Origin of the sequence: Helicobacter sp. MIT 03-1614, assembly GCF_000762925.2 — a bacterium.
GTDB classification, from domain to species: domain Bacteria; phylum Campylobacterota; class Campylobacteria; order Campylobacterales; family Helicobacteraceae; genus Helicobacter_C; species Helicobacter_C hepaticus.
Genome location: NZ_JRMS02000002.1, coordinates 82,862 through 107,476 on the forward strand (window position 1 = coordinate 82,862; position 24,615 = coordinate 107,476).

25 protein-coding genes and 1 tRNA gene are annotated in these 24,615 nt (G+C 36.5%); 6 read left to right on the forward strand and 20 right to left on the reverse strand.

The window, feature by feature from the left end:
* Positions 1–125 precede the first annotated feature (125 nt).
* Positions 126–2,375: a type I DNA topoisomerase gene (gene topA, locus LS66_RS01675; RefSeq protein WP_011116637.1), complete on the reverse strand. Its 2,250-nt coding sequence runs from the start codon at positions 2,373–2,375 to the stop codon at positions 126–128.
* 162 nt (positions 2,376–2,537) lie between these two features.
* Here topA and LS66_RS01680 point away from each other — a divergent pair, with 162 nt between their 5' ends.
* Both LS66_RS01680 and LS66_RS01685 read left to right on the forward strand, forming a co-directional pair.
* Complete coding sequence (locus LS66_RS01680) at positions 2,538–4,082, forward strand: flagellin B (RefSeq protein ID WP_034366880.1); 1,545 nt, start codon at positions 2,538–2,540, stop codon at positions 4,080–4,082.
* Positions 4,083–4,113: 31 nt separating this feature from the next.
* The gene (locus LS66_RS01685; RefSeq protein WP_138091827.1) at positions 4,114–6,015 is read left to right on the forward strand and encodes a motility associated factor glycosyltransferase family protein; all 1,902 of its coding nucleotides are present in this window, start codon (positions 4,114–4,116) and stop codon (positions 6,013–6,015) included.
* Here LS66_RS01685 and LS66_RS01690 read toward each other — a convergent pair whose 3' ends face one another.
* The 14 genes from LS66_RS01690 to LS66_RS01755 all read right to left on the reverse strand — a co-directional run bounded on the left by LS66_RS01690 (position 6,016) and on the right by LS66_RS01755 (position 16,759).
* Complete coding sequence (locus LS66_RS01690) at positions 6,016–6,414, reverse strand: hypothetical protein (protein ID WP_034367405.1); 399 nt, start codon at positions 6,412–6,414, stop codon at positions 6,016–6,018. It abuts the gene before it with no gap.
* Positions 6,415–6,441: 27 nt separating this feature from the next.
* Positions 6,442–6,765: a hypothetical protein gene (locus tag LS66_RS01695; protein WP_138091830.1), complete on the reverse strand. Its 324-nt coding sequence runs from the start codon at positions 6,763–6,765 to the stop codon at positions 6,442–6,444.
* A 159-nt stretch (positions 6,766–6,924) separates the two neighbouring features.
* Complete coding sequence (locus LS66_RS01700; protein WP_011116632.1) at positions 6,925–7,482, reverse strand: Fe-S-containing hydro-lyase; 558 nt, start codon at positions 7,480–7,482, stop codon at positions 6,925–6,927.
* An 11-nt stretch (positions 7,483–7,493) separates the two neighbouring features.
* Positions 7,494–8,339 carry a fumarate hydratase gene (locus LS66_RS01705; RefSeq protein WP_011116631.1) on the reverse strand — a complete coding sequence of 282 codons (846 nt, stop codon included), beginning with the start codon at positions 8,337–8,339 and terminating at the stop codon, positions 7,494–7,496.
* Between the two features lie 62 nt (positions 8,340–8,401).
* Positions 8,402–9,205: a hypothetical protein gene (locus LS66_RS01710; protein WP_034367399.1), complete on the reverse strand. Its 804-nt coding sequence runs from the start codon at positions 9,203–9,205 to the stop codon at positions 8,402–8,404.
* 6 nt (positions 9,206–9,211) lie between these two features.
* Entirely contained in the window at positions 9,212–9,490 is a 279-nt protein-coding gene (locus tag LS66_RS01715) for a hypothetical protein (RefSeq protein WP_011116629.1), read from the reverse strand.
* 368 nt (positions 9,491–9,858) lie between these two features.
* Positions 9,859–10,299 (reverse strand): hypothetical protein, encoded by a 441-nt coding sequence (locus tag LS66_RS01720; protein ID WP_011116627.1) that lies wholly within the window; start codon positions 10,297–10,299, stop codon positions 9,859–9,861.
* A gap of 27 nt (positions 10,300–10,326) precedes the next feature.
* Positions 10,327–10,992 carry a 3-methyladenine DNA glycosylase gene (locus LS66_RS01725; protein WP_034367418.1) on the reverse strand — a complete coding sequence of 222 codons (666 nt, stop codon included), beginning with the start codon at positions 10,990–10,992 and terminating at the stop codon, positions 10,327–10,329.
* A complete protein-coding gene (locus LS66_RS01730; RefSeq protein ID WP_034367415.1) occupies positions 10,979–12,562 on the reverse strand; it encodes an ABC transporter ATP-binding protein in 1,584 nt (527 codons plus the stop codon). The genes LS66_RS01725 and LS66_RS01730 overlap by 14 nt, the downstream gene beginning before the upstream one ends.
* Positions 12,549–13,616 carry an ABC transporter permease gene (locus tag LS66_RS01735; RefSeq protein WP_034367396.1) on the reverse strand — a complete coding sequence of 356 codons (1,068 nt, stop codon included), beginning with the start codon at positions 13,614–13,616 and terminating at the stop codon, positions 12,549–12,551. Before LS66_RS01735 ends, LS66_RS01730 begins: the two co-directional genes overlap by 14 nt.
* On the reverse strand, positions 13,609–14,661 hold the full coding sequence (locus LS66_RS01740; RefSeq protein ID WP_034367411.1) for a microcin C ABC transporter permease YejB: 1,053 nt from the start codon (positions 14,659–14,661) through the stop codon (positions 13,609–13,611). The genes LS66_RS01735 and LS66_RS01740 overlap by 8 nt, the downstream gene beginning before the upstream one ends.
* Positions 14,662–14,740: 79 nt before the next feature.
* The gene (kcuS, locus tag LS66_RS01745; protein WP_011116622.1) at positions 14,741–14,977 is read right to left on the reverse strand and encodes a KCU-star family selenoprotein; all 237 of its coding nucleotides are present in this window, start codon (positions 14,975–14,977) and stop codon (positions 14,741–14,743) included.
* Between the two features lie 56 nt (positions 14,978–15,033).
* Positions 15,034–15,906 carry a hypothetical protein gene (locus tag LS66_RS01750; RefSeq protein WP_034367393.1) on the reverse strand — a complete coding sequence of 291 codons (873 nt, stop codon included), beginning with the start codon at positions 15,904–15,906 and terminating at the stop codon, positions 15,034–15,036.
* Positions 15,907–15,916: 10 nt separating this feature from the next.
* Complete coding sequence (locus LS66_RS01755; protein ID WP_034367390.1) at positions 15,917–16,759, reverse strand: hypothetical protein; 843 nt, start codon at positions 16,757–16,759, stop codon at positions 15,917–15,919.
* A gap of 221 nt (positions 16,760–16,980) precedes the next feature.
* Between LS66_RS01755 and LS66_RS01760 the strand changes: the two genes are divergently transcribed.
* Positions 16,981–17,056 (forward strand) — tRNA-Val (locus LS66_RS01760).
* Here LS66_RS01760 and lspA read toward each other — a convergent pair.
* Both lspA and glmM read right to left on the reverse strand, forming a co-directional pair.
* Positions 17,035–17,535 carry a signal peptidase II gene (lspA, locus tag LS66_RS01765; protein WP_081947974.1) on the reverse strand — a complete coding sequence of 167 codons (501 nt, stop codon included), beginning with the start codon at positions 17,533–17,535 and terminating at the stop codon, positions 17,035–17,037. The two genes, LS66_RS01760 and lspA, sit on opposite strands and share 22 nt — an antisense overlap.
* Positions 17,536–17,557: 22 nt before the next feature.
* Complete coding sequence (gene glmM, locus LS66_RS01770; RefSeq protein ID WP_034367387.1) at positions 17,558–18,919, reverse strand: phosphoglucosamine mutase; 1,362 nt, start codon at positions 18,917–18,919, stop codon at positions 17,558–17,560.
* Between the two features lie 87 nt (positions 18,920–19,006).
* On the opposite strand from glmM, the gene rpsT reads away from it, so the two are divergent.
* From rpsT to LS66_RS01785, 3 genes are read left to right on the forward strand one after another with little or no spacing between them, the layout of a single operon-like run.
* The gene (rpsT, locus tag LS66_RS01775; RefSeq protein ID WP_011116617.1) at positions 19,007–19,279 is read left to right on the forward strand and encodes a 30S ribosomal protein S20; all 273 of its coding nucleotides are present in this window, start codon (positions 19,007–19,009) and stop codon (positions 19,277–19,279) included.
* Between the two features lie 25 nt (positions 19,280–19,304).
* Positions 19,305–20,372, forward strand: coding sequence for a peptide chain release factor 1 (prfA, locus tag LS66_RS01780; protein ID WP_034367384.1), 1,068 nt, complete (start codon positions 19,305–19,307; stop codon positions 20,370–20,372).
* Positions 20,369–21,448 carry a glycosyltransferase family 10 domain-containing protein gene (locus LS66_RS01785; protein WP_034367381.1) on the forward strand — a complete coding sequence of 360 codons (1,080 nt, stop codon included), beginning with the start codon at positions 20,369–20,371 and terminating at the stop codon, positions 21,446–21,448. The genes prfA and LS66_RS01785 overlap by 4 nt, the downstream gene beginning before the upstream one ends.
* On the opposite strand, the gene LS66_RS01790 is transcribed toward LS66_RS01785, so the two are convergent.
* The 3 genes from LS66_RS01790 to LS66_RS01795 all read right to left on the reverse strand — a co-directional run bounded on the left by LS66_RS01790 (position 21,388) and on the right by LS66_RS01795 (position 24,611).
* A complete protein-coding gene (locus tag LS66_RS01790) occupies positions 21,388–21,972 on the reverse strand; it encodes an isoprenylcysteine carboxylmethyltransferase family protein (protein ID WP_081947975.1) in 585 nt (194 codons plus the stop codon). The genes LS66_RS01785 and LS66_RS01790 overlap by 61 nt on opposite strands.
* 34 nt (positions 21,973–22,006) lie before the next feature.
* Positions 22,007–22,168: a hypothetical protein gene (locus tag LS66_RS10235; protein ID WP_236096953.1), complete on the reverse strand. Its 162-nt coding sequence runs from the start codon at positions 22,166–22,168 to the stop codon at positions 22,007–22,009.
* 67 nt (positions 22,169–22,235) lie between these two features.
* Complete coding sequence (locus tag LS66_RS01795) at positions 22,236–24,611, reverse strand: ribonucleoside-diphosphate reductase subunit alpha (protein WP_034365744.1); 2,376 nt, start codon at positions 24,609–24,611, stop codon at positions 22,236–22,238.
* Between the last annotated feature and the right edge of the window lie 4 nt (positions 24,612–24,615).

Consider the following 24,615-nt stretch of genomic DNA (forward strand, 5'->3'; position numbering starts at 1 on the left):
TGCATTTTTTATTTTACAAATGCATAAGCGCTATTCTACCCCCTACCCCGATTTTGCTTAAAAGCAAAAGGTTTTTTGAGGTTTATCTATTTTTTTAGAGAAAAAGTAACATTATTTGATAATTTTTATATTTCTATTCTATGCTTGCATTTGAGACATTCGCGCACTTGTTTTTTGCGATATTCACGCTCTACGCTTATTCCGCCACATTGCGGACATTTCTCTTTGATAGGCTCAAATTTTGAGATAAAAGTGCATTTTGGATAGTTCTTGCAGCCATAAAACGCTCCCCTGCGGCTAAATCTTTTTACAATCTCTCCTTCGCATTCTGGACAAACCACACCTTCAACACTATGAGCCTGTGCTTTGTCTGTGAGAGATTTTGTATTTTTACATTTGGGATAACCGCTACACGCGATAAATTCACCATTACGACCAAACTTTTTTATCATAGGTTCGCCACATTTTTCACATACACCATATTCTTGGGATTGCGATTGAGAATCTTGCTGTGTAGGTTTAATATATTTACATTTGGGATAACCGCTACACGCGATAAATTCACCATATTTGCTCTTGCGTTGCACAAGCTCTTTCCCACATTTTGGACACATCTCTCCTGTAGGAATAGCAACTTTTTGTGAGACAATCACTTTTTTGCCAGATTCTATCTTTTGCATAAATGGCTGATAAAACTCCCACAGCACAGATTCCCAATTCATTTTTGCTTGAGCGATTTCATCAAGCTTATCTTCTAATCCGGCGGTAAAATGGGTATCTACAATCTCATCAAAATAAGATTCCAACATTTCTATCACCTTAAATGCACTTTCTTGCGGCACAAGCTGCTTTTTTTCTATATTCACATATTCTCGTGCCACAAGCAATGCAATAGTTGGTGCATAAGTGGAGGGACGACCAATACCAAGTGATTCCATACTTTTAATAATGCTTGCTTCAGAATAACGCGACGGAGCTTCGGTGGATTTTTGAACAGATTCTATATTATTTAATAACACATCTTCGCCCTCTTTGCATTCGGGCAAAAGCTTATCTTTGTCATCATTTCCCATAATTTTATAGAATCCATCATAAACAAGTTTGCGCCCACTTGCTTTAAATTCAATCAAATGTGTTTGATTATGAGGTGTAAAAATAATATTTTGTATCTCAAAAAGCGCATCTTGACTTTGTGAAGCCAAAAAACGATAATAAATAAGTGCATAAAGCTTATGCTCTTCTGGCTTAAGATAAGATTTTGCGATTTCTGGAGTAAAATCAAGATTGGTTGGTCGTATCGCTTCGTGAGCTTCTTGTGCAGCTTTGGATTTGGTAGCATAATTTTTGGTTTTAGCAGGAACATATTCTTTGCCATAAGTTTTTATAATCATTTCTCTTGCGGCTTTTTGCGCTTCTTTGGCAATATTAAGACTATCTGTCCTCATATAGGTAATTACCCCCATACTTCCAAAATTTGTTTCCACACCTTCATAAAGTCGTTGTGCAATACTCATTGTCCGTGAGGGAGAAAATCCTAATAAACTTGAGGCACTTTGTTGTAATGTAGAAGTCATAAATGGTGGAGGTGTTGATATTTTCTTACTTTTTGTGATAATTTCTTTAATAAAAAATTGCTGCTTTTGGATATGCTCCAACATCGCCTCTACCGCCTCAAAATTTTGCAAAGAGAGCTTTTCAAGCTTTTTGTCATAAGTGATGAGTTCGGCTTCTATATTATTTTGACCATTATCTTGGTTTTTTTGCTTACTCTTAGGTTTCATATTAAAAACTGCATTAATTAAAAAATAAATTGTCGGCTTAAAGGCGCGTATCTCTCGTTCCCTATCCACAATAATCTTAAGCGCAGAACTTTGCACACGTCCTGCTGATAATCCACGCTGAATCTTGGAAGAAATAAGTTCGGAAAGTTTAAAACCAACAATCCTATCAAGCAACCGCCGTGCTTGTTGAGCATTTACCTTTGCCATATCAATTTGACGCGGATTTTGCAATGAGTGCGTAATAGCATTTTTTGTAATCTCGTGAAACACAATGCGTGGGATTTTTTCATAAGGGAGATTTAGAGCTTGAGTAATATGAAAACCGATAGCCTCCCCCTCTCTATCCTCATCTGTTGCAATATAAGTTACCTTTGCTTTTTTACTAGCAACCTTAATTTTCTCAACAATCTCCATATGGTCTTTACTGATAGTGTATTGTGGGTGGAATGTTTTATCCTTTATATCAATGCCAAAAGTATATTTTGGCAAGTCTCGGATATGACCTTTAGAGGCTATAACCTCATATTTACTCCCTAAAAAATTCTTAATCGTCCTTGCTTTGGCGGGCGATTCTACAATGATTAAATCTTTCATAGCTTAAATTCCCCTAATGCCTAATTTCTATGAGAAATAAAAAACGGATTTTAGCACAGATTCTCATTAGAATTTCACATTTTATGTTTTTTGACACAAAAAATATGGAACATCTTTTGCTTAATCGGCACAAATGAAAAAAAGTTTAGCAAAGGATGCAAAATGAGTTTTAGGATAAACACAAACATCTCCGCCCTTACTGCTCACACTATCGGTGTGCAAAACAATAGAAGTCTGCATAGCTCACTTGAAAAGTTAAGTTCTGGCTTACGCTTAAATAAAGCAGCTGATGATGCTTCAGGTATGGCGATTGCTGATAGTTTAAGAAGTCAAAGTGAAAGCTTGGGACAAGCAGTCCGAAATGCAAATGATGCTATCGGTATGATACAAGTTGCAGATAAAGCAATGGACGAGCAGCTAAAGATTCTAGACACCATTAAAACCAAAGCTATTCAAGCAGCACAAGATGGACAAAGTAACGAAACAAGAAAAGCGCTTCAAAGTGATATTATTCGCCTTTTAGAGGAGCTTGATAATATTGCAAATACTACAAGCTATAACGGGCAACAAATGCTCTCTGGTGCATTTTCAAATAAAGAGTTTCAAATTGGTGCATATTCAAATACAACTGTTAAAGCCTCTATCGGTCCTACAAGTTCGGATAAAATTGGACACGTGCGCTTAGAAAGTGGATCATTTGGAGGGATTGGTATGCTTGCTTCTGGTGCAGCATCAAATCTTACTGAAGTAATGTTAAAATTCCGCCAAGTTGATGGAAAGCACGATTTTGAAACTGAAACCGTTAAAATTTCTACATCTGCAGGAACAGGTATAGGTGTTTTAACTGAAGTTATCAATAAATATTCTGATACACTAGGTGTGCGTGCTGCGTGGAACGTAATGGCAACAGGTGATGTGCCTGTGCTCTCTGGCACTATTCGTGAGCTAGTTATCAATGGTGTAACAATCGGAAATGTTCACGATATTCGCAAAAATGATTCTGATGGACGCTTACTTAATGCCATTAATTCTATTAAAGAACGCACGGGTTGTGAAGCTTTTACTGATATTACAGGGCGTATGAATGTGCGTAGCCTTGATGGGCGAGCGATTTGTATCCGCACTCAAGGCGATAGTGGAAAAATATTTGGTGGAGGAAATTTCGCTGGTATCTCTGGAACAGACCACGCTATTGTTGGGCGCTTAACGCTTATTAGAACAGATGCAAGAGATATTATTGTGAGCGGAGTAAATTATAGCCATATAGGATTCCATTCTGCGCAAGGTATTGCCGAATTTACTGCAAATCTCCGCTATATACGTGGGGAAATGGACGCGAATGTCGCTTCTGCTTGTGGAGCAAATGCGAATGTCGCTCAAGCTAATCTCCATTTTGATGGTATCGGAGCTGGGGTTACAAGCCTTAAGGGTGCAATGGTAGTTATGGATATGGCAGAATCTGCACGTGCCCAGCTTGATAAACTCCGTGCAGATATTGGTTCAGCACAGATTCAACTTGTTTCAACTATTAACAACGTCTCTGTTACACAAGTTAATGTTAAAGCTGCAGAATCAAATATTAGAGATGTGGATTTTGCATCAGAATCTGCAACATTCTCTAAACATAATGTTTTGGCTCAAAGCGGTAACTTTGCAATGGCACAAGCTAATGCTGTGCAACAAAATGTGCTTAGACTTCTTCAGTAGTCAAGTAGCATAACTATTATAAATACACTTTATGCAGGATTTTTTTAGTCTAAATCTCTCTGCGTTGGCAATTCGCTCTCCTGCCCTCGCACTTAGATTGAACGAGTTTGAACCTAACCAGGACTTTGAAGTTTATCAAGGAAACGACCCTCTTAATATTAATATTATTGACAAACGCTCAAATACTCCACTCTTTCAAGGTAACCCGCTTGAAGAAACAAATGCTAAAATTGAATCGTTTGCAAAATATTCACATTATCCTTATTTGTATTTTTTTGGCATAGGCAATGGGGTGTTTTATAAAGTCCTTTTGCAAAATGATTTTTTAAAACGTATCATTGTGCTTGAACCTGAAATAGAATTACTCTTTATTGTGCTACATTTTATGGATTTTTCTAAAGAAATCTTAGAAAAACGGCTTATTTTTATTGACGCTAAAAGTTGCGATTCTACGAGCATTGATATACTTTTTGCAAGTAATCGTGATGCAAAAATTTACTCAAAAGTCTATGATTTACATCTTTTTAATTCCTATTATGAAATTTATTCAGAGCTTTATATCAAAATTAATCAATTTTTTATCCGCTCTATTGAACATAGTGTAATTAGCGTAGGTAATGACAGCCGAGATTCTATCATTGGCATTTCACATCACATACAAAATCTCCCCGATGTAATTAAATCGCCCACTTTGCTTGATTTACTCGCACAAATTAAAGGAAGAGATACAGCCATTATTGTCGCCACAGGTCCAAGTTTAAGCAAGCAGATTCCATATTTAAAGCAAATCCAAGATTATGCTACAATCTTTTGTATTGACGCATCTTTCCCAATCCTTGCAAAAGAGGGTATTAAACCCGATATTGTTTTTTCACTTGAACGTGTAGAACTCACAGCAAAATTCTATGAAGACACTCCTAAATGGGCACACAAAGACGTTATATTTGCAATCACTTCCATTGTGCATAATCGTCTTAAAAATGCACTTAAAGGTAATGTAGTGCAATATTCTTTGCGTCCTTTTGGATATACAAACTACTTTGAGATTCCAGAATATGGCTATTTGGGCATCGGTATGAGTGCTGCAAATATGGCTTATGAGCTTGTGGTGCATTCGCGCTTTAAACGTTGTATTATCATTGGACAAGACCTAGCATTTGGCGAAGATGGCACATCTCACGCTAAAAACGCCGTATATGGCACACACGAAATCAATCCCGAAGAAATGGAACAAAAGGGACAAAAAATTATGGTAGAAAAATATGGTGGCGGCGGTATGATAGAATCCACAAAAATATGGAAGCTATTTTTAACATTTTATGAACGCGATATTGCCAACACTCCTTATCCTATTGAGGTAATCAATGCTACAGAGGGAGGTGCTCGCATACACGGGACAAAAGAAATGCCTTTCCCTGAAGCTATCAAACTCATTGATACTTCACATAAAAAATCCCCTATCACACTCACTTTACCCACATCTGAAGCTTATGAAGCAAATCTAGCTAAAATAAAGCAAAAAACTCGCGAGTGGATTGATTTAGGGCTTAAAGATAAAGCATTTGTTGAAGAAGTATTTTTAGAAGTAGCAGCACTTACCGAACGTTTTGAGCTTCTCAATAAAGAAAAGCGTTTAGAAGAGCTTAAAAGTGAAGAATTACAAAAGTGTATAAATAGAATCCAAGAAGTAAAAGAGCTTTTTGATAAGCGGCGATTCCGTGAATGCTTTATGGACGCACTTCAATCTTATATTTTTCATCAAGAAATGGACATCGCTCGCATACTTGTAATGCCAGCTAACAATGAGGAAGCAAAGCTTATTAAACAAGCTGAACTCATTTATGCGCATAAATATTGGCTTTTCTCGCTTGCAGGAGGTATGGATAGTGTGATTGAAGTTGTTAAAAAAGCTTTTGCAACTTGGGAGATGTAATCACATAAAAGGCACTTTAAATTCTGCAATTCTTTGTCGTATTTGTTCTAATCGCACTTTATCTATTACCTCACCCATTGCCTTTTGAATGCTTAAATACAAATTTTCTAACATATCTTTTTTGAGAGATTCTATATCTAATACATTTGGATTAAAATCTACTTGTCCATTTTTTAGCTCTTTTTTCGTCCAAATTCTCAAAATCCCGCTCACAGCAGAAAAACGATTAAGATTCTCTTCTTCTAAGGCAATTAAAACCACGGGTATTCCCATAGCTACACAAGGAGCGGCACAATGCAGCGCACAAGTGATGATGAGTTTTGCTTGATTTTTATAAGTCTCAATCAAAGATTTATTTCTTTCATAGCTACTTTGCCAATCTAACCTCTCTTCAGGCACAACCCTGGGATATATTTATAAATCGCCTTAGTAACACCAACCAAAAAAAACCTTATTTTGTTCTACACTTGCTTCTCGTTTAGGAAGTGTAAGAGTCAAACAACGCGAAAAATAGGATTTTATACCAAGTTTTTGACAAAACTCCAATGTATATAAATCCCGACAACCGATTTCTTTGTTTTCAAAATACCAAGGATAATAACTGATAAAATATTGCAAAGATTTATGAAATGAAGTGGCAAAATGTGTGCCTACAAAAACGCTTAAAGTCTCATTATCAAAAAAATGATTCTGTTGTATTTGTGCATTGGGATTTGGCACGATAAAATGCCTTAAGTTTAGTATTTGCATTTCTGTTTGGGTTGTATCAAAATGAACAAATACCTGTCGTATCTTTCTCTTTAATCTAGATATAAAAACATTATTCCCCCATTCACATTATATTTATTTCGGAGTTTGTTATTGAACATAAATCTTAATAGATTTGAGAATCTATTAAGATACAAAATACTAAATTTTCTTATAAGGAGCTTGTCCAACTTCGTAGTAATTATTGCCTGACGCATCAATAGCCACAATCGCAGGGAAGTTTTCTATTGTAAGTCGTGCAACCGCTTCAGGTCCTAACTCAGGATAAGCTAAGACTTCATATTTAGTGATACATTTTGAAATGAGTGCTGCCGCACCACCCACAGCCACCATATATACAACGCCGTGCTTAACCATAGAATCTATGACTTCTTTGCTGCGATAGCCTTTACCAATCATTCCGTGAATGCCTTGCTCAATGATTGTCGGCGTATATTTATCCATTCTCCCGCTTGTTGTAGGACCTGCGCTACCAATCGCATTGCCCGGCTTTGCAGGAGTGGGTCCAAGATAATAAATCGTCTCGCCACTCAAATCCACAGGGAGTTTTTCTCCACGCGCTAACGCTTCAGTTAAAGCTTTATGTGCCGCATCACGAGCGCATAAAATTGTGCCAGAGATTAGCACACTCTCCCCTGCTTTGAGGCTTTTTGCCACTTCTTTACTTATAGGTGCAGTGATTTTTTTTGGCTCTCCCATTTTTTTCCTCCTTAAAGCTCAATATCAGCGTGTCGTGCGGCGTGGCAGTTGATATTTACTGCCACAGGAAGCCCCGCAATGTGTGTAGGATACCATTCCACATTGACTTTAAACGCAGTCGTAGTGCCACCTAATCCTTGTGGTCCTACGCCTGTTTGATTCGCAATTTCAAGCAATTCTTCTTCAAGCTTGGCATAGCGTGGGTCTTTATTTTTAGAATCTATTTCGCGCACAGCCGCCTGTTTGGCTAAAATTGCTGCTTTTTCCATTGTCCCACCAATACCTACGCCAATCACCATAGGAGGACAAGCATTGGGACCTGCGAGTTTCACCGCTTCGGTAAAGACTTTTTTCACACCCTCAATGCCATCGGCTGGGACAAGCATTTTAAGCACACTTTTATTCTCGCTCCCAAAGCCTTTAGGGCAGACTTTTAAATGCAACTTATCGCCCTTGATTATTCGCGTATGAATGACTGCAGGAGAGTTATTTGTCGTATTTTTGCGCTCATAAAGTGGCTCTTCTACGACAGATTTACGCAAATAACCATTCGTATAGCCCTCTTTAATACCCTCATTAATGGCATCTTCAAGGTAGCCTCCGGTGATATGCACATCTTGCCCGATTTCTACAAACACCACGGTCATACCTGTATCTTGGCAGATAGGCATCATATTGCTTTCCGCAATCTTGCCATTTTCAATGAGCGTATCTAGGATATTTTGTCCTAATGCAGACTTTTCACTTCCCTTTGCAGCACTAAAGGCGCGTTTAATATCGGGCGTTTGGATACAACACGCATTAATGGCAAGTTTAGCAACAGCAGATTTAATATCTTCATATCGCACTTCTCTCATTACTTCCTCCTTATTTTTGTTTGAAAACACACCATTCTACTCTAATATAATGTAAAAAAGACTTAAAGCCATTTATTAAATCCAAAGCCAAACTCTAAGCCAAAAATTGCTTGCATTGCTTGTGGATAGACACTAGAGACGCCATAGCGATTTATTACACTTGAAGATGCAGAATCTAAATGTGTGAGGGTAAAAGTGAGCTTACTATACAGCCCATAGAGTTTATTTTTGTGTAAGCCCACAAAAGCGCGGATTTGGTGATTATTTGGCTCTAGTTTGCTCCATTTTGTAGCAGCACCAAACCTATCGGGCGTGTATCTATCAGGATAAGTATAGAGTCCATACACACCATAGTTATAGGAGATTCCATACTCTAAGGCGAGATTATTTTCTAAAAGATAAGAGCCAGATACCCCAAGTCCCAATGTAAAAAGTGCAGTATTTGGCACACCATATTTTTCATCAAAAAATAAAGCACTTCCGCCAAGAATAATCCCCACAAAAAAAGGATTTTGCACATCATTTTTCACATTTTTGCTTAAAAATATCGTGCTATCTATATGCGCACCAAAGGTATTGAATCTATCCTTATTATAGGCTATCACAGCATTTTGAGCGTTTTTTACATTTGCATTGAGTAACCCAAATGTAGCATTCCATATCAAGCCATATTTTGCAGTATATTGAGAGAAAAGAGCATTGAATGTCCCGCCAAGCATTGACATATCGTGTAAAGAAGTATGATGCACTCCTGCTAATGCACCAAGCCCGATTTTATAATCTGTGCATTTAAATTCATCACAGCTATACTCCGCCCTAAGTGCGCAAAGTGTAAGGCACAAAAGAGCGAAGATTCTATAAAGCATTTACAATTACCAATTTATAGGTGGGCTTGTAAAACTAACATCCTTGCAGTTCTTATTTAAAAGACAATTAAGTCCCCAAGTAACCCCTGTAATGCCTATTGCAGTAAGCCAAAATTCTCCTGTTGTATTTTTCATTTCCTCATCACTTAAAGCAACGACATTCACTTCTGTATTCCCAAAAAGCAATGCTTTATCAGCATTTGTAAGTTCTTTTTGAGGTTTAGCCGCACTAAGAGTAGCAACACATAGACTTAAAACCACCACAATACTAGAAAATCTTTGCATAGCAACCTCCTAAGTTTTTATATAGGCTTATATATTAGTAAATAAAGATTTAAATATCACTTAAAAATAAAAAACATTATCAATTATATACTGCTTTCAAAAAAACTTAATCATATTTTAGATTCCACCCAAATTCTAAGCCTATCATCATATTACCTTTATGGGAAAATTTCATATTGTCATTATAGAACATAAAACTTTTTGAATCTTGTGGCGTAAAATACATCAAATGAGTTTCTGCATTTATGCAAAAGAAGATTTACTCCACAAAGCTCTAATACCACAAACAATAAAAAAATTTCTTCATTGTCGTCTCCTTAGAAACACTACTTTGATATACTACAAAAATCATTCTTATGACTATCACATCAAGGCATAACAAAGCAAGTAGTATGTATCGTAGTGTTATTGTTCTCATCATAAGTGATAAGATGATGCGCCTTATCTGTATCAAAGGAGAGTAAAATTAAAACTTGATTTTCTGAAGGCAATTCTATCTCTGCAGCGTGTCTTTGCTCTAAAATACTTTGTGTGGATATTTTTTGAGGCAAAAACGAATGTTTTTTTCTTAATGAATTATACACATCATCTAATGTCTTATTTTTATATACACAATGACTACCCAACTTTACTTTATTGTTAAATAAATCCAAACACTCAGGAACAGATTTACTTTGTATAGCACTATAATGTTTGGTAACCTCATCTTGAGGCACACAAGGGACTTTAGGGTGGCTATGTTCTAATGCATAAACTTGAATGCCAAATACTATTCCTAAAAACCAAACTTTTTTTATATTGACTTTCATTTTGCTTCTCCTCCTTAAAGCTCAAGTCTATTGTATCAAAATATGTTTTATATCCTGCTTTGTCTTACTCCATTCTACAATCTTGCCGTGAAAACGTGCAAAAATCTGCGCCAAACTCATATCTTGCGGATAAAGCTCATAGACTAAAGCAAGATTCTCTCTGACCCCATTCTCACAAAATGCCCTTAATTCCTCATAATCCTCTATCTCCCAGCCCAAAGCAGTCAGCAGCCTATGCGTGTATCTATCCACAACCATTACCTCACGCTCACAAACATAATTTAAAATTGCATACGCACTCTCGCGCCCTATACCCTTTTGAGCTATAAGCCATTCAAAATCCACAGCATTTTTAAAGCTTTCAAAATCTCCAAAATCTGTCATAATAGCGTGGGAAAGCTGAGTAATATAACTAGATTTTTGCCTCTGCAAACCAATGATATGTGATTGCAAGACATAAGATTCTATATGTGCCATTTGTGCTAAATCTTTTTGAGAATCTCCACTTAAAATTCCAGCCTTTTTCATAGAATCAAGCATTATTTCTACCTTACTCCATTGCGTATTTTGCACTAAAATTGCTCCAAGAACCACTTCAAAGCTTCCTGCTCCTTCCCACCACCAGCTTGGTTTACCTTCTAAAAGTCCATAAGATTTAAGTGCTTTAAGTAAGCTAAAGCTAGATTCTATCATTTTTCCCTCTTTTAAAAAACTCTGTAATAAGACTTTTTGCATACGCATTTTGAGGATTTGCAAAAACTTCCTTACTCACCCCTTGCTCTACCACACGCCCTTTATGCAAGATAAGAATCTCATCGCTTAAGGCTTGTAAAATCTCTAAATCGTGGGTAATAAATATATAACTCATATCTAATTGTTCTTGAAGCTGCAATAAAAGCGTAAGAATAAGCTTTTGAGAGCTTTTATCAAGTGCAGAAGTTGGCTCATCAAGGAGTAAAATTGAAGGTTTCCTCACAATGGCACGAGCAATAGCCACGCGCTGCTTTTGTCCTCCGCTAAGTTCAAAAGGATAACTTTGTGCAAAATGCGTATCTAGCCCCACAGATTCTAATGCCCATTCCACTTGTTTTTTAAAAACAGCAAATTTCCCACCCAATGCCTCTGCAATAATATCTCCTATGGTAAATCTTGGCGAAAGCGAGGAAAAAGGGTCTTGGAATACAATGCTGATATGTCTTCTTAATTCTTGCATATCTTTTAGACTTGCATAATTATGTCCTTTAAAATATATCGTCCCCTTTATCTCAAGTAAGCGCAATAATCCTAATGCGAGGCTTGATTTCCCACTGCCTGAAGCCCCAGCAAGACCTAGAATCTGCCCTTTTTGCAAGGTAAAATTGACATTTGATACAAGATCTTTAAAATGCGTTTTGAAAAAATGCCGCACAGATACACCCACATTCAAATTTTCTACCTTTAAAAGCGTGCTATCTTTTGAATTTACTCTCTTATGCACCTTAGTAGGTAAAATCAAAGATTCTATAAGAAAACGTGTATAAGAATGCGTAGGGCACGTAAAAATATTACTTGTTGTATTTTCCTCTACAACTCTGCCCTCTTTCATCACTACAACCTTATCGCAAAATCCCTTTACCACACCCAAATCGTGGCTTATAAATAAAATCGCACTTGTGGTGCTAAGATGAGAAAGTAGCTCCATAATTTGCCGCTGAATAAGCACATCAAGCGCCGTTGTTGGTTCATCACAAATAAGAAGTGTGGGATTATTAATAATGCTCATCGCAATAGCCACGCGCTGCTTTTGTCCTCCGCTAAGTTCAAAAGGATAACGATGAACCAAATTTGTGCTTAAATTGACAGATTCTAATACTTCTTCTAGCCTTTCTTGTGCTTTTGTATGTAATGCTTTGCCGCGTAAATGCGGATAAAGATCATTCGCGTGGATATAAAAACTCTCTAAAATCTGTTTTCCTACTTTATGAAGTGGATTAAGACTTGAGAGTGGCTCTTGGGGAATATAAGCAATGTCTTTTCCTCGCAAAGAGCGTAAATCCTTTGGGTTAAGAGCAAGGATATTGTGATGATTGAAACATATCTCCCCGCTTTGAATGCTAATATTATTTTGGAGTCGTAAAATCATCTGTGCAAGCATACTTTTGCCCGAACCAGATTCTCCTACAAGTGCAACTTTTTGACTCTTAGCAATGCTCAAAGAGACATTGCTCAAACTAAAATGCGAGGAGTGTAAAAATGAAGCATAAAGATTCTTAATCTCTAAAATCATTTTTATCCTTTAAATTCGTATGAGATTGCATACTTGGCTTTATATGTGGGTCAAGTGCATCGCGTAAACCCTCACCAATAAAAACAAGGATTGAAAGCAACACGCAAAGTGCTACAAAAGCACTTATACCTAAATGTGGAGCAGAGAGATTATTTTTACCTTGTGCGAGAATCTCGCCTAAACTCGCACTTCCTACAGGCATACCAAAGCCCAAAAAATCAAGACTACTTAACGTTACAATGCTTCCAGCCATAATAAAAGGCGTGAAAGTAAGCGTAGCACTCATCGCATTGGGCAAAATATGGACAAACATAATTTTTATATCACTCACACCCATAGCTTTTGCAGCTCTCACATACTCAAGATTCCGTGCTTTTAAAAATTCAGCCCTGACAAGATTAACAAGTATCATCCACGAAAAAGCCAACACCACGCATAAAATCCACATAAAACTTGGCTCAAATACACTTGAAATGATAATAATCACGAACAAAATAGGCACAGCGTTTAAAATCTCAATGAGCCGCTGCCCTATTAAATCAATTTTACCTCCATAATATCCTTGCAATGCTCCTACGCTTACACCGATAATCACACTACATATACTTAAAATAAGGGCAAAAATAATAGAGATTCTATATCCATAAATAAGCCTCGCAGCTACATCTCTTGCTTTATCATCTGTGCCTAGATAATGCTTAGAATCAGGAGATGTCGGGGCTTGAGTAGGTAAATCCATAACAATACTATCATAGCTATAAGGAATAGGCGCATAAACAACAAAAGCATCTTTAAGCAATTCATCTCTCACATAGCTATCTAAATAATCACTCCAAGTCTCAAAATCCCCACCAAAAGTAGTTTCAGGGTAATTTACAAACACAGGAAAATACATTTTGGAATCTTTATAAATAAAAAGTGGCTTGTCATTAGCGATAAATTCTGCAAATACGCTTATTAAAAAAAGGAGTGCAAAACATATAAGGGAATAAAAAGCGCGTTTATTTTGTTTGAAGACATACCAACGAGTTTTGAGTATACTATTAGACATTTTTGCTCCCAAAATGGATACGTGGGTCAATGAGATAATACATCACATCACTTATAATACCTATCACAAGGGCAATAAAAGTAAAAATATATAAAGTGCCAAAAATAACAGGATAATCGCGGTTAATCACACTTTCATATCCCAAAAGCCCCAAACCATCAAGGCTAAAAATAATTTCAATAAGCAAACTTCCGCTAAAAAATGCACCCACAAACACAGCAGGAAATCCGCTTACGATTAAAAGCATTGCATTGCGAAAAATATGCTTATAAAGTATATAAGATTCGCTCCCACCCTTTGCTTTAGCACTTATCACATAGCTTTTGTGAATCTCCTCCAAAAAGCAATTTTTGCTTAACATACTTAAAGTTGCAAAACCACCTATGGAAATGCACAACACAGGCAAAAATAAATGCCATAAATAATCTTTAATCTTGCCCCACATATTTAAAGATTCAAAATGCTCACTCACTAGCCCTCGTAAAGGAAAAATATCAAAATAACTCCCTCCACAAAAAAGCACGATAAGCACCACACCAAACATAAAAGCCGGAATCGCATTAAGCACAACAATAATGACGCTACTTATCACATCAAAATGCGAACCATTACGCACTGCTTTTGCAATACCTAGCGGAATGCTAATAAGATAAATAATAAGTGTGCTAAATATCCCTAGCGAAATAGACACAGGCAATTTTTGTGCGATGATTGAAAGCACACTTGATTGGCTATAAAAACTCTCACCAAAATCAAAACAGGCAAAATGAAAAAGCATTTGAAAATATCGTTCGCTTAGAGACTTATCAAAGCCATAGAGTTTTTTTATCTCTTCTATAAGTTCAGGCTCTAAGCCAATAGAGCCTTTATAAAGAGTATTTTGCCCTACTGCTGCCTCACTTAAATGCCCGAGATTCTCTATTTTAGCTATTGTCTGCTCCACAGGACCACCCGGGGCAAGCTGCATAAGCAAAAAATTAATACTCATCACACCTATAAGAGTGGGGATAACAAGTAAAAGCCGTTTGAAAATATAGCCTAACATCGGACGCTCTTGTAAAAAATCTGTGTAAGAATAAAATGCTTGAAAATTTGTTGTCGCAAACCTTGCGAGATATTGTTTATCAGCATTTTGCACTTCCTGCACCATACTTTGCCTCTAAAGCTTCTGTAAAAAACTCTTTTTGCGTCTTAGGGATTGTATCAGGGTGGTGAATTCTCATATGTTCTAAATATTTATCATAGCTTGGCATACCCACTAGCAAATGAAAAAATCTATCACTACGCCGATAGAGTGTCTTTAGCTTATGCCACCAAAGTTTATACGAATGCCCCTTACGCGTTTTGTCATTATTTTCCATTGACTCCCACGCTTTTATAGAATCTAAAAGCTATAATATAGCGTATTTAGTTTAACTTAAAACCCAAAGCTGTATTGAATAAAAAGACGATGTGTATTATTTTTAGGTTCATATAAATACACTTCATTACCTGTATAAATGCTCTCTGTTCTTATGCTCTTTGAATCTCCAATATTCCAATATTCATATACTAAACGTAATGAACGCAATTCTCTTGCTTTATTGAAAAAATTTGCTCCAATAAAGGCTGAAAATCCAAAGCCCTCTTTTTGCGTAACTCTTACATCACCTGTATAGCCATATTTACTCGCTGTAGAGAGGTGATTACCAAAAATCAAATAACGATAGCCACCACCATAGGTAAATGCTATTTTTGGATTTAAAAGTGCCTCTCCCTCAATCTCTAAAGGCACATAAAAATACCCCTGTATTCTATCCATTGACATAAACTCATTGCGATTAAGATGATAACCCAGTCCTGTTTGGAGATAAAGTGTGGCATTTGAAGAATGCAAGAGATTATATCCACCCTTTAACTCTATATCTCCAGCAACAGAGCCATCCATACCATATGCCTTCTCTCCGTCTCTATCGGGATTATCTGGGTCTAAAATACCACCTGTATAAAGCCCAAGTGCATAATTTACTCTCAATGTCCCCTCTAGCTTAATACCTTGCGAGATATGCCCTATCTGTCCTATAAGTCCAAATATCAAGGTATCTATGTGCATCACTGTGGGTTCAGTATAGCGATAATACCCACTATAAAAACCAAGAGAGCGATAAAAGCCCTGTTTAATAAGGCTTTTTTGCCATTTTGATTGAGAATCTCCTGCAAAAATACTCTCATCTGCCTTACTCATACCACAGAACAAAACACAAAAAAGAAACATTGTGATAAAAAATTGAGATAGTTTCATTGCTTTCATTATGCCCCCCTTAGAATCCAATGCCAAATCGTAAGCCCACATAGCTTATACTTGAGCGTGGATAAGAGACAACAGCACTTCCGGGTAAGTAACCGGGTGTGCCACTTGAACCCGCAGGTGGTTGTGCAATACTAATAGTTGCACTCTCTGATGCCCCAAAGCTTTGGTATGAAGCTAAGATATTAGTATAAAAGAAAGTTTCTTTGCTTACATAATACCTCCCACCAACACTTAAGCGTAATCCATAGCCTCTATTCATTGAAAGATTTCTTTTATTATCACCTGCATCATATTGAACAAGCAATGATTGAGATAAGCCTATATCATAGGCTAAAAGATATTCAAAAGCAACACGAGGACGCACTCTTATATCACCTCGCAATTCAATAGGCAAATAAGAAGCTAAAATTTGTCCAGCAGCAGGAGTATTGATTGAAACAGAGAGGAAAGTAGCAAATTTATAGCCTGTGCCAATGTATAAAGGCATATCAACACTCCGCCTTATTAGCGAATAACCAACATATATAAGACCATCAAAAAATAAATTCACACTGCCCACAGGTGATTTTTGACTTGTAAGATTCTCTGTGCCTTGCAAAGGATAGTGCTTATTAATATTTCCTGTGCTACCTCCTAACATTGCATCTGAGCCCCAAACAAAACCATTTTCAAAAATAGAATAAGAATCATAATGCAAGGCTATATGCAGGGAATCTATATGGCTTTTCCCTGCATTATGCGCTAAATATGCAAAGTTTAATCCTAATTTTGAAAAAGAACCATTTATTAGCTCATCAGCCTTGCTCTGCACACCTAAAACCAATACCAAAATAACTAATAAAATGCGTTTCATAAATTCCCCCACCTAAATTTATTTATAAACATATTATCAAAAAAAAAAAAAACGCAAAATCAAGTTATTAAATATAACGACAAACAATGAACTGCTAAAGCGATATGGCACAAGAAAATCAAATAATATTTAAGAAAGTTTAAATCAAGCTTGAGATAGAATCCGCTCTTTTTAACTTAGTGTCGCCTTTGTTGGCAATGATTTAAAGTTTTTATAATAAAGGTCGCGTAGCTCAGTTGGTAGAGCACTACCTTGACATGGTAGTGGTCGCTGGTTCAAGTCCAGTCGTGGCCACCATTTCTTTTTTCTTGTAACATTTGATAAATCATCAACACCACACTTATATCAATGAGCACATCAGCAAGGTTAAAAATTGCAAAATCAAACCAATAATGCCAATACACATAATCTACAACTCCCTCATATACAAATCTATCAATGATATTTGATAAACCCGCACCAATTAAAATGCCAAGAGGCACATAATGTTTAATAAAAAAATCACTCCACAATGCACCCGCAAATAAAATAATCAAAAGCAGAATCTGAATATATTTTAAATATTCCTCTAAAAAGCTAAACATTGAAAATGCTACGCCTTTATTATATACAAGAGCCCTCCCCCCGATAGTTATTGCTTCACTCTCCCATACAAAGCCCTCAAGCATAATGAATTTTACCCATTGATCAAGAGCTATACTTAGGATAAAAAGCGCAATAAAAATACTTAGTTGTTTTGCTGTAATCTGCTTTAAATACCTAAATGCAAAAGTCATATTGTCTCATTTTATTTGTTATTTACACATTGAGCTGCTTTTGGCATAAATCAACAAGCATTTTAACTTGCTCACTCACAAGCTTGCAATCTTTACCTTCCACCAAGATTCTAAGTTTATTTTCTGTGCCAGAGTAGCGCACAAGGTGGCGATTCCCAGATGCACTGATAGAATCTAATTTTTCTTGCAATCCATTAATTTTTTCAAGTGGCTTTTTTTGAGAAACTTTAAGATTCACAAGCTCGCTCGGATAAATCTCAAAGGGATTAAGCGCATCTTGAGAACTTTTCCCACTTTGGATTAAAAGTGCTAAAACTTGCAATGCACTCACCAAGCCATCGCCAGTTTTTGCATAATCACTAAAAATAATATGTCCGCTGCTCTCCCCTCCAAAATTAAGCTTATGCTCACGCATTTTATCCCATACATATTTATCTCCAACATTGCAACGATGAAGCCCTATTTGATGAGACTTAAGGAACTCTTCAAGTGCAAGATTACTCATCAAAGTTGCCACAATAGCATTATTTTCAAGTTTGCCAATTTGCTTTTGATACAAAGCAAGTGCACCGATGAGTTTATCACCATTGACAATATTTCCTTTATTATCCACCACCACTAATCTATCCGCATCGCCATCAAGAGCAAAGCCCACATCAGCACGATATGTCATCACTTCTTGAGCCAAGCCTTCAGGGTGCATAGCTCCGCACTGCTTGTTGATATTGTATCCATTAGGCTCATCATTAATAGCTATCACATCAGCTCCTAATTCGCTCAACACAATAGGAGCAACACGATATGCTGCACCATTAGCACAATCACACACTATACGCAATCCTCGTAAAGTTAGATTCTTTGGAAAAGAATTTTTAATATGCACAATATAACGTCCCACCACATCATCAATACGCTTTGAACTACCGATTTCTAGCCCACTTTTGAGTGCGCTTTGGAGTGAGGTGGGATTGTAATAATAAGATTCTATACTTTCTTCTTCTTCTTGAGCAAGTTTATAACCATAATGATTAAAGAATTTTATACCATTATCATCATAGGGATTATGGCTTGCGCTTATCATAATTCCCGCATCGCATCGCATATCCTCTGTCAAAAAAGCAACTGCGGGAGTAGGCATAGGACCAATTTGTATCACATCATAGCCCACAGAAGTGAGAGCAGAAACAAGAGCGTTTTCTATCATATAACCGCTACGACGTGTATCCTTGCCTACGAGAATCTTATTTGTCAATGAATGTTGGCGAAAGTGTATCCCCGCACTTGTTCCTAAAGCTATCACACTTGAGGGAGTAATCACTTCCCCCGCACGTCCTCGGACACCATCAGTGCCAAATAGTTTTGTCTTTGTATCTTTTGTCTTCATTCAATCCCCTTACAGACTTTTAAACTGCATTTAATCAAACTTTTGGCAGAATCTTGCCCTAATTTTTTAAAAAAAGGACTAATAAAAATGGCAAATCATAAATCTGCTCAAAAACGCATTCGGCAAACAAAAACTAGAACTGAACGCAACCGATACTACAAAACGCGTATTAAAAATATTGTCAGAGACCTTCGTGAGGCTGTTTTAAACAAAGATGTAGCAAAAGCACAAGAAGCGCTCAAAATTGCCAATAAAGAACTTCATAAATATGTCAGCAAAGGGATTTTGAAAAAAAACACTGCTGCACGCAAAGTATCGCGGCTTAATGCAAGTGTGAAAAAAATCGCTCAATCTGCTTAAATTATTATATTTTTAAGAGGTTGAAATGCTTATTGACAAACTTAAACCCATTGTGGCACGTTATGATGAGATTTCAAGCCTCCTTAGTTCAGAATCCGTTCTCTCAAATATCAAACAGCTCACAGAGCTTAGCAAAGAACAAAGCGATATAGAATCTATTGCGCAAAATGCCAAAACATATTTTTCCATCCTTGAAAATATCGTGCAAAATAAAGCCTTACTTGAAGACAAAGAGCTTGGCGAACTTGCCAAAGAAGAACTCAAAGATTTAGAATCTGCTAAAGCCACATTAGAAGAGGAAATCAAACTTCTTCTAATCCCCAAAGACCCAAATGATAACAAAAATATCTACCTTGAGATTCGTGCTGGGACAGGCGGTGATGAGGCAGGGATTTTTGTAGGAGATTTGTTTAAAGCATATTGTCGTTATGCGGATTTACAAAAATGGAAAGTTGAAATCATAAGCTCAAATGAAAATAATGTCGGTGGTTACAAGGAAGTTATTGCACTTGTCAAAGGAAATGGTGCGTATTCTAAGCTCAAATTTGAAGGAGGCACCCACAGGGTACAAAGAGTGCCAGAGACAGAATCTCAAGGACGCATTCACACTTCAGCTATCACTGTGGCAATTATGCCTGAAGTTGATGATGTGGAGATTAATATTAATCCTAATGATTTAAAAATTGATGTTTTTCGCAGTGGTGGGCACGGAGGGCAAAGCGTAAATACCACAGATTCAGCAGTTAGAATCACGCACATTCCTACAGGTATTAGCGTCTCTATGCAAGATGAAAAATCTCAACACAAAAATAAAGATAAGGCTCTTAAGATTCTTAAAGCAAGACTTTATGAGGCAGAGATTGAAGCGCAAAATGCGCAAAATAAAGAAGCGCGTAAAACTCAGGTAGGAAGTGGTGATAGAAGTGAGAGAATCCGCACTTATAATTATCCACAAAATCGCCTTACAGACCATAGAATCGGCTTAACTCTTTATAGCCTTGAAGAGATTATGCTTGGTGGCTTACTTGATGAATTTATCAATCCTCTCATTGCTCACGCTCAAAGTCAAGCTATGGGAAACATAGAACAATGAACCATGGTTGCACAAAAACTCACAAGCCCACAAAAAAAGTATATTTTTGTGATGGAGCAGTGAAAGGGAAAATTGTTGCTTTACTTGAACAACATTATGAACTTATTTTTACCAATAAAGACCCAGATTATATTTTTTACTCTTGTATGGGATTTGAACATCTTAATTACAATAAAGTAAGAATCTTTGCCACAGGCGAGAATCTACGAGCAGATTTTAATTTTTGTGATTATGCTATTGGATATGATTATATACATTTTGAAGACCGATATTTGCGCTATCCACTTTATCTTCACTGCGAATCTGATATGCAAAAAGCTATGAACAAACACTTACATATTACACCAGAGACACTCCAAAATAAGAGTCGTTTTTGCACTTTTGTTGTAAGCAATGGTAAGGCAGATGAGATACGCACACAATTTTTTGATTTTTTAAGTCAATATAGTCGTGTAGATAGCGGTGGGCGATACAAAAATAATATTGGGAATCCTGTCGTAGATAAATATGCTTTTTTAAAAGAGGGTAAATTCAATATCGCTTTTGAAAATTCAAGCACAAATGGCTATATTACCGAGAAACTTATTCAAGCTTTTGCTGCACACACCATACCCATTTATTGGGGAGATGAACGCATAAGTTTGCCTTTAGATAAAATGGGGGGGGGGATAAATCCAAAGTCTTTTATTAATATGCATAAATATGAGAGTTACAAAGAAGTTTTAGAAACCATTTATTTTCTTGATACCCACGATGAAGCTTATTTATCAATGTTAAGTGAGCCTGTATTTTTGGATAAAAATCATCAAAAAATATTTGATGAAAAACTTGAAAACTTTTTGCTTCATATTTTTAATCAACCCTTAGAAAAAGCTTATCGTAGAGGATTTGGACAATGGCGTTGCAATATTGAAAAACGATATAAAAAAGCTCAAAAAGCGCGTCAGATTGCCAATAATTTTGCAAATATTTTTCAAATACCTCTGCGCACTTTGAAAAAATATCTTTTGTCTATTTATCTATCTGCGACCTCAAAAAGTTTCGTCTTTTTCACCAAAGAGCGCACAAGTAAATAAAATACTGCCGATATACCAAAAAGATAGCTAAGAATCTCATTAGGCAAAAGCAGATGCCAATCATTGAGCCAACACACAAATACTACAATAAGATAATGAAATACAAAAAGCGAAGAGGTAAGTCCAAAAAATGAATGATACTCACGTCTAAGCATTGACCTAAAAGAAAAATCCATCTTACTTGGCACATAACCTGTAAATTTTGGAAAAAAAGGTGGAGTATGAAGCGTCCAATCTATATATTCTTGTCCAAATTTTGACCTCAAAAAATGTTCTTCAGCAAAAATAATCCTTTCATAATAAAGCCAAAAACTTAAAACAAACACCAAAATAAAAAGCCAATTTCCCAATAAAATACAAGGTGCGAGCATCATTAAAAAATTCCCTAAATACAAAGGATTACGACAAAGTGAATATAACCCTGTGTGATTAAGCACACTTGCCTTTTGCTCCTTAGTATTGCGTCCTGAAGTATCTTTAGGTGCAAAACCCGCTACCCAAATTCTAATACCCTGCCCCAACATTCCTATTATAATAGCTGTAGCAATTAAGGGTGTATTATATATTACCCCCCCCCCCCGGAATAACATTTTCGGATAATAAAAATGTGTCTGATGTAAAAATTACCAATATAAAAAAAGGTAATAGAGCAAAGGGTAAATAACTCCGATAACGAAATAAAAAATCACCTTGTTGTTTCAACTCTTCTTGCAGTGCCATAATATCCCCCCTTTATAGCTAAAATTGAACTCCTAGTATTTTACTCCTATTGATCTTAGTATTGACATTATTGACAATTCACACATTCTACACTTCTATCCATAATTTGTTCTTGTGCCTCTGGACTTTGAGAGCGTAAATAATATGTGCTTTTCAATCCTAATTTCCACGCAAGTGTATAAATGTCATTGAGCATTTTACCACTTGCTTTATCAAGACGCACAAAAATATTTGTGCTTTGTCCTTGGTCTATCCATTTTTGCCGGACAGCCGCCGCTTTAATGATATGAGTTTGCTCAATATCATACGCTGAAACATAATAATTCCAAGTGTCAAGGTTCAAGTGAGGCACAACCACAGGAATAAGCCCACTTAGATTCTCTTCATACCATTTTTTTCTATACACAGGCTCAATTGTTTGAGTTGTGCCTACTAAAATACTAATTGAACTTGTAGGAGCAATCGCCATTAAATAGCCATTGCGCATACCTTGTGATTTCACTTTTGCTCTCAAAGATTCCCAATCACATTGCTGTGAGAAAAGCCCCCCTCTATCAACAATCTTAAGTGCCTCTTTGTTTGCCATATCAATAGGAAATATGCCTTTGCTCCAATTACTGCCTTCAAATTGAGGATATTTACCCTTTTCTTGGGCAAGATTTGCACTTGATTCAATCGCATAAAAACTCACAAGTTCCATAATCTCATCAATTTTTATCAAATGCTCTTCACTCCCCCAATCAATGTGGGAACGCGCAAGCATTTCTGCTTCACCCATAACTCCAAGCCCAATAGCACGATTTTGCATATTTGTAACTTTAACTTTACGATTAGGATAAAAATTTAAATCAATCACATTATCAAGCATTCTAATAGCAATAGGCAAGACACGCTCAATATCTTCCTTGGTATTTATTTTGCTTAGATTCACACTTGCGAGATTACATACCGCTGTTGCCCCACCTTGTGCTATACGCGAAGTAATAAACACTTTCCTACCATTTATAGAATCTACACTTGTAATTTTATTTGCCCTCTTGCACATACCATTATCAAGCTTTACCTCTTCTTTTTCTTCATACACTACTTTTGAGCCATCTTCAAACTCCACTTCCACCACATAATGATTAGGATTAGTATTTTGAAAAATCTCTGTGCAGAGATTTGAGCTTCTAATAATTCCTGCGTGAGCATTAGGATTTACCCGATTAGCATTGTCTTTAAAGCATAAAAAAGGTAATCCAGATTCAAAATAATTTGTCAAAATCTTTTTCCATAAATCTTTGGCTAATATACGAGATTTTAATACCTTATCAGATTGCTCATATTCAATATATTTTGCTTCAAATGCTTCACCATAGAGTTCAGTGAGTTCAGGACATTCATAAGGGTCAAAAAGTGTCCAAAACTCATTTGATTCTACGCGCTTCATAAATAAATCACAAATCCAAATAGCAGGGAATAAGTCGTGTGTGCGTCTTCGCTCCTCACCGCTATTTTTGCGCAAATCAATAAAATCGTGAATATCATTATGCCAAATCTCTAAATAAGTAGCAATTGCACCCTTTCGTGTGCCAAGCTGATCAACTGCTATTGCCACATCATTAGCGATTTTTAAAAATGGCACGACACCACCTGCTGCATTTTTATGTCCATCAATAAAGCTTCCAAGCCCACGCACTCGGCTAAAATCCCAGCCTATACCGCCTCCATATTTGCTTAAAAGTGCCATTTCTTTATAAGCATCAAAGATTCCCTCAATATTATCAGGCGTGCTTCCTACAAAACACGAGCTTAACTGATGACGTGTAGTGCGAGCATTTGCAAGGGTAGGTGTCGCGCAAATAACCTCAAATAAGGAAATCATATTGTAAAATTTCACTGCCCAAGCGTTGCAATCTTTTTCATTTTGTGCCAAAAACATAGCAATTGCCATAAACATATGTTGAGGCAATTCAATGGGACGATTATTACTATCTTTTAATAAATATCTATCATAAAGTGTCTTAATGCCCAAATAATTAAATTGCAAATCACGTTCAGGCTTAATATGAGAATCTAAAAATGCTAAATCATATTTTTCTTTAATACCAGAGATAAGCTTACCCTCTCTTTCACCCTGCTCAAAATACTCTTCAAGCTTTTTATAACCTGTCCAACCTGTAACTTTATGATACAAATCATACAAAAATAATCGTGCTGCTACAAAGCTCCAATTTGGTGTATTTACATCAATTTTATCTACTGCTGTTTTTATGAGTGTTTGCTGAATTTCTTCAGTTGTAATTTTATCTTTAAATAGAATCTTTGCATCAACTTCTAACTCACTTTGACTAACTCCTTCTAATCCCTCTACTGCCGCGTAAGTATGTTTTTGAATCTTTGCAATATCAAGTGGTTCAATCCGACCATTTCTCTTTGTAACCGTGATTGTATCTAACATTTAT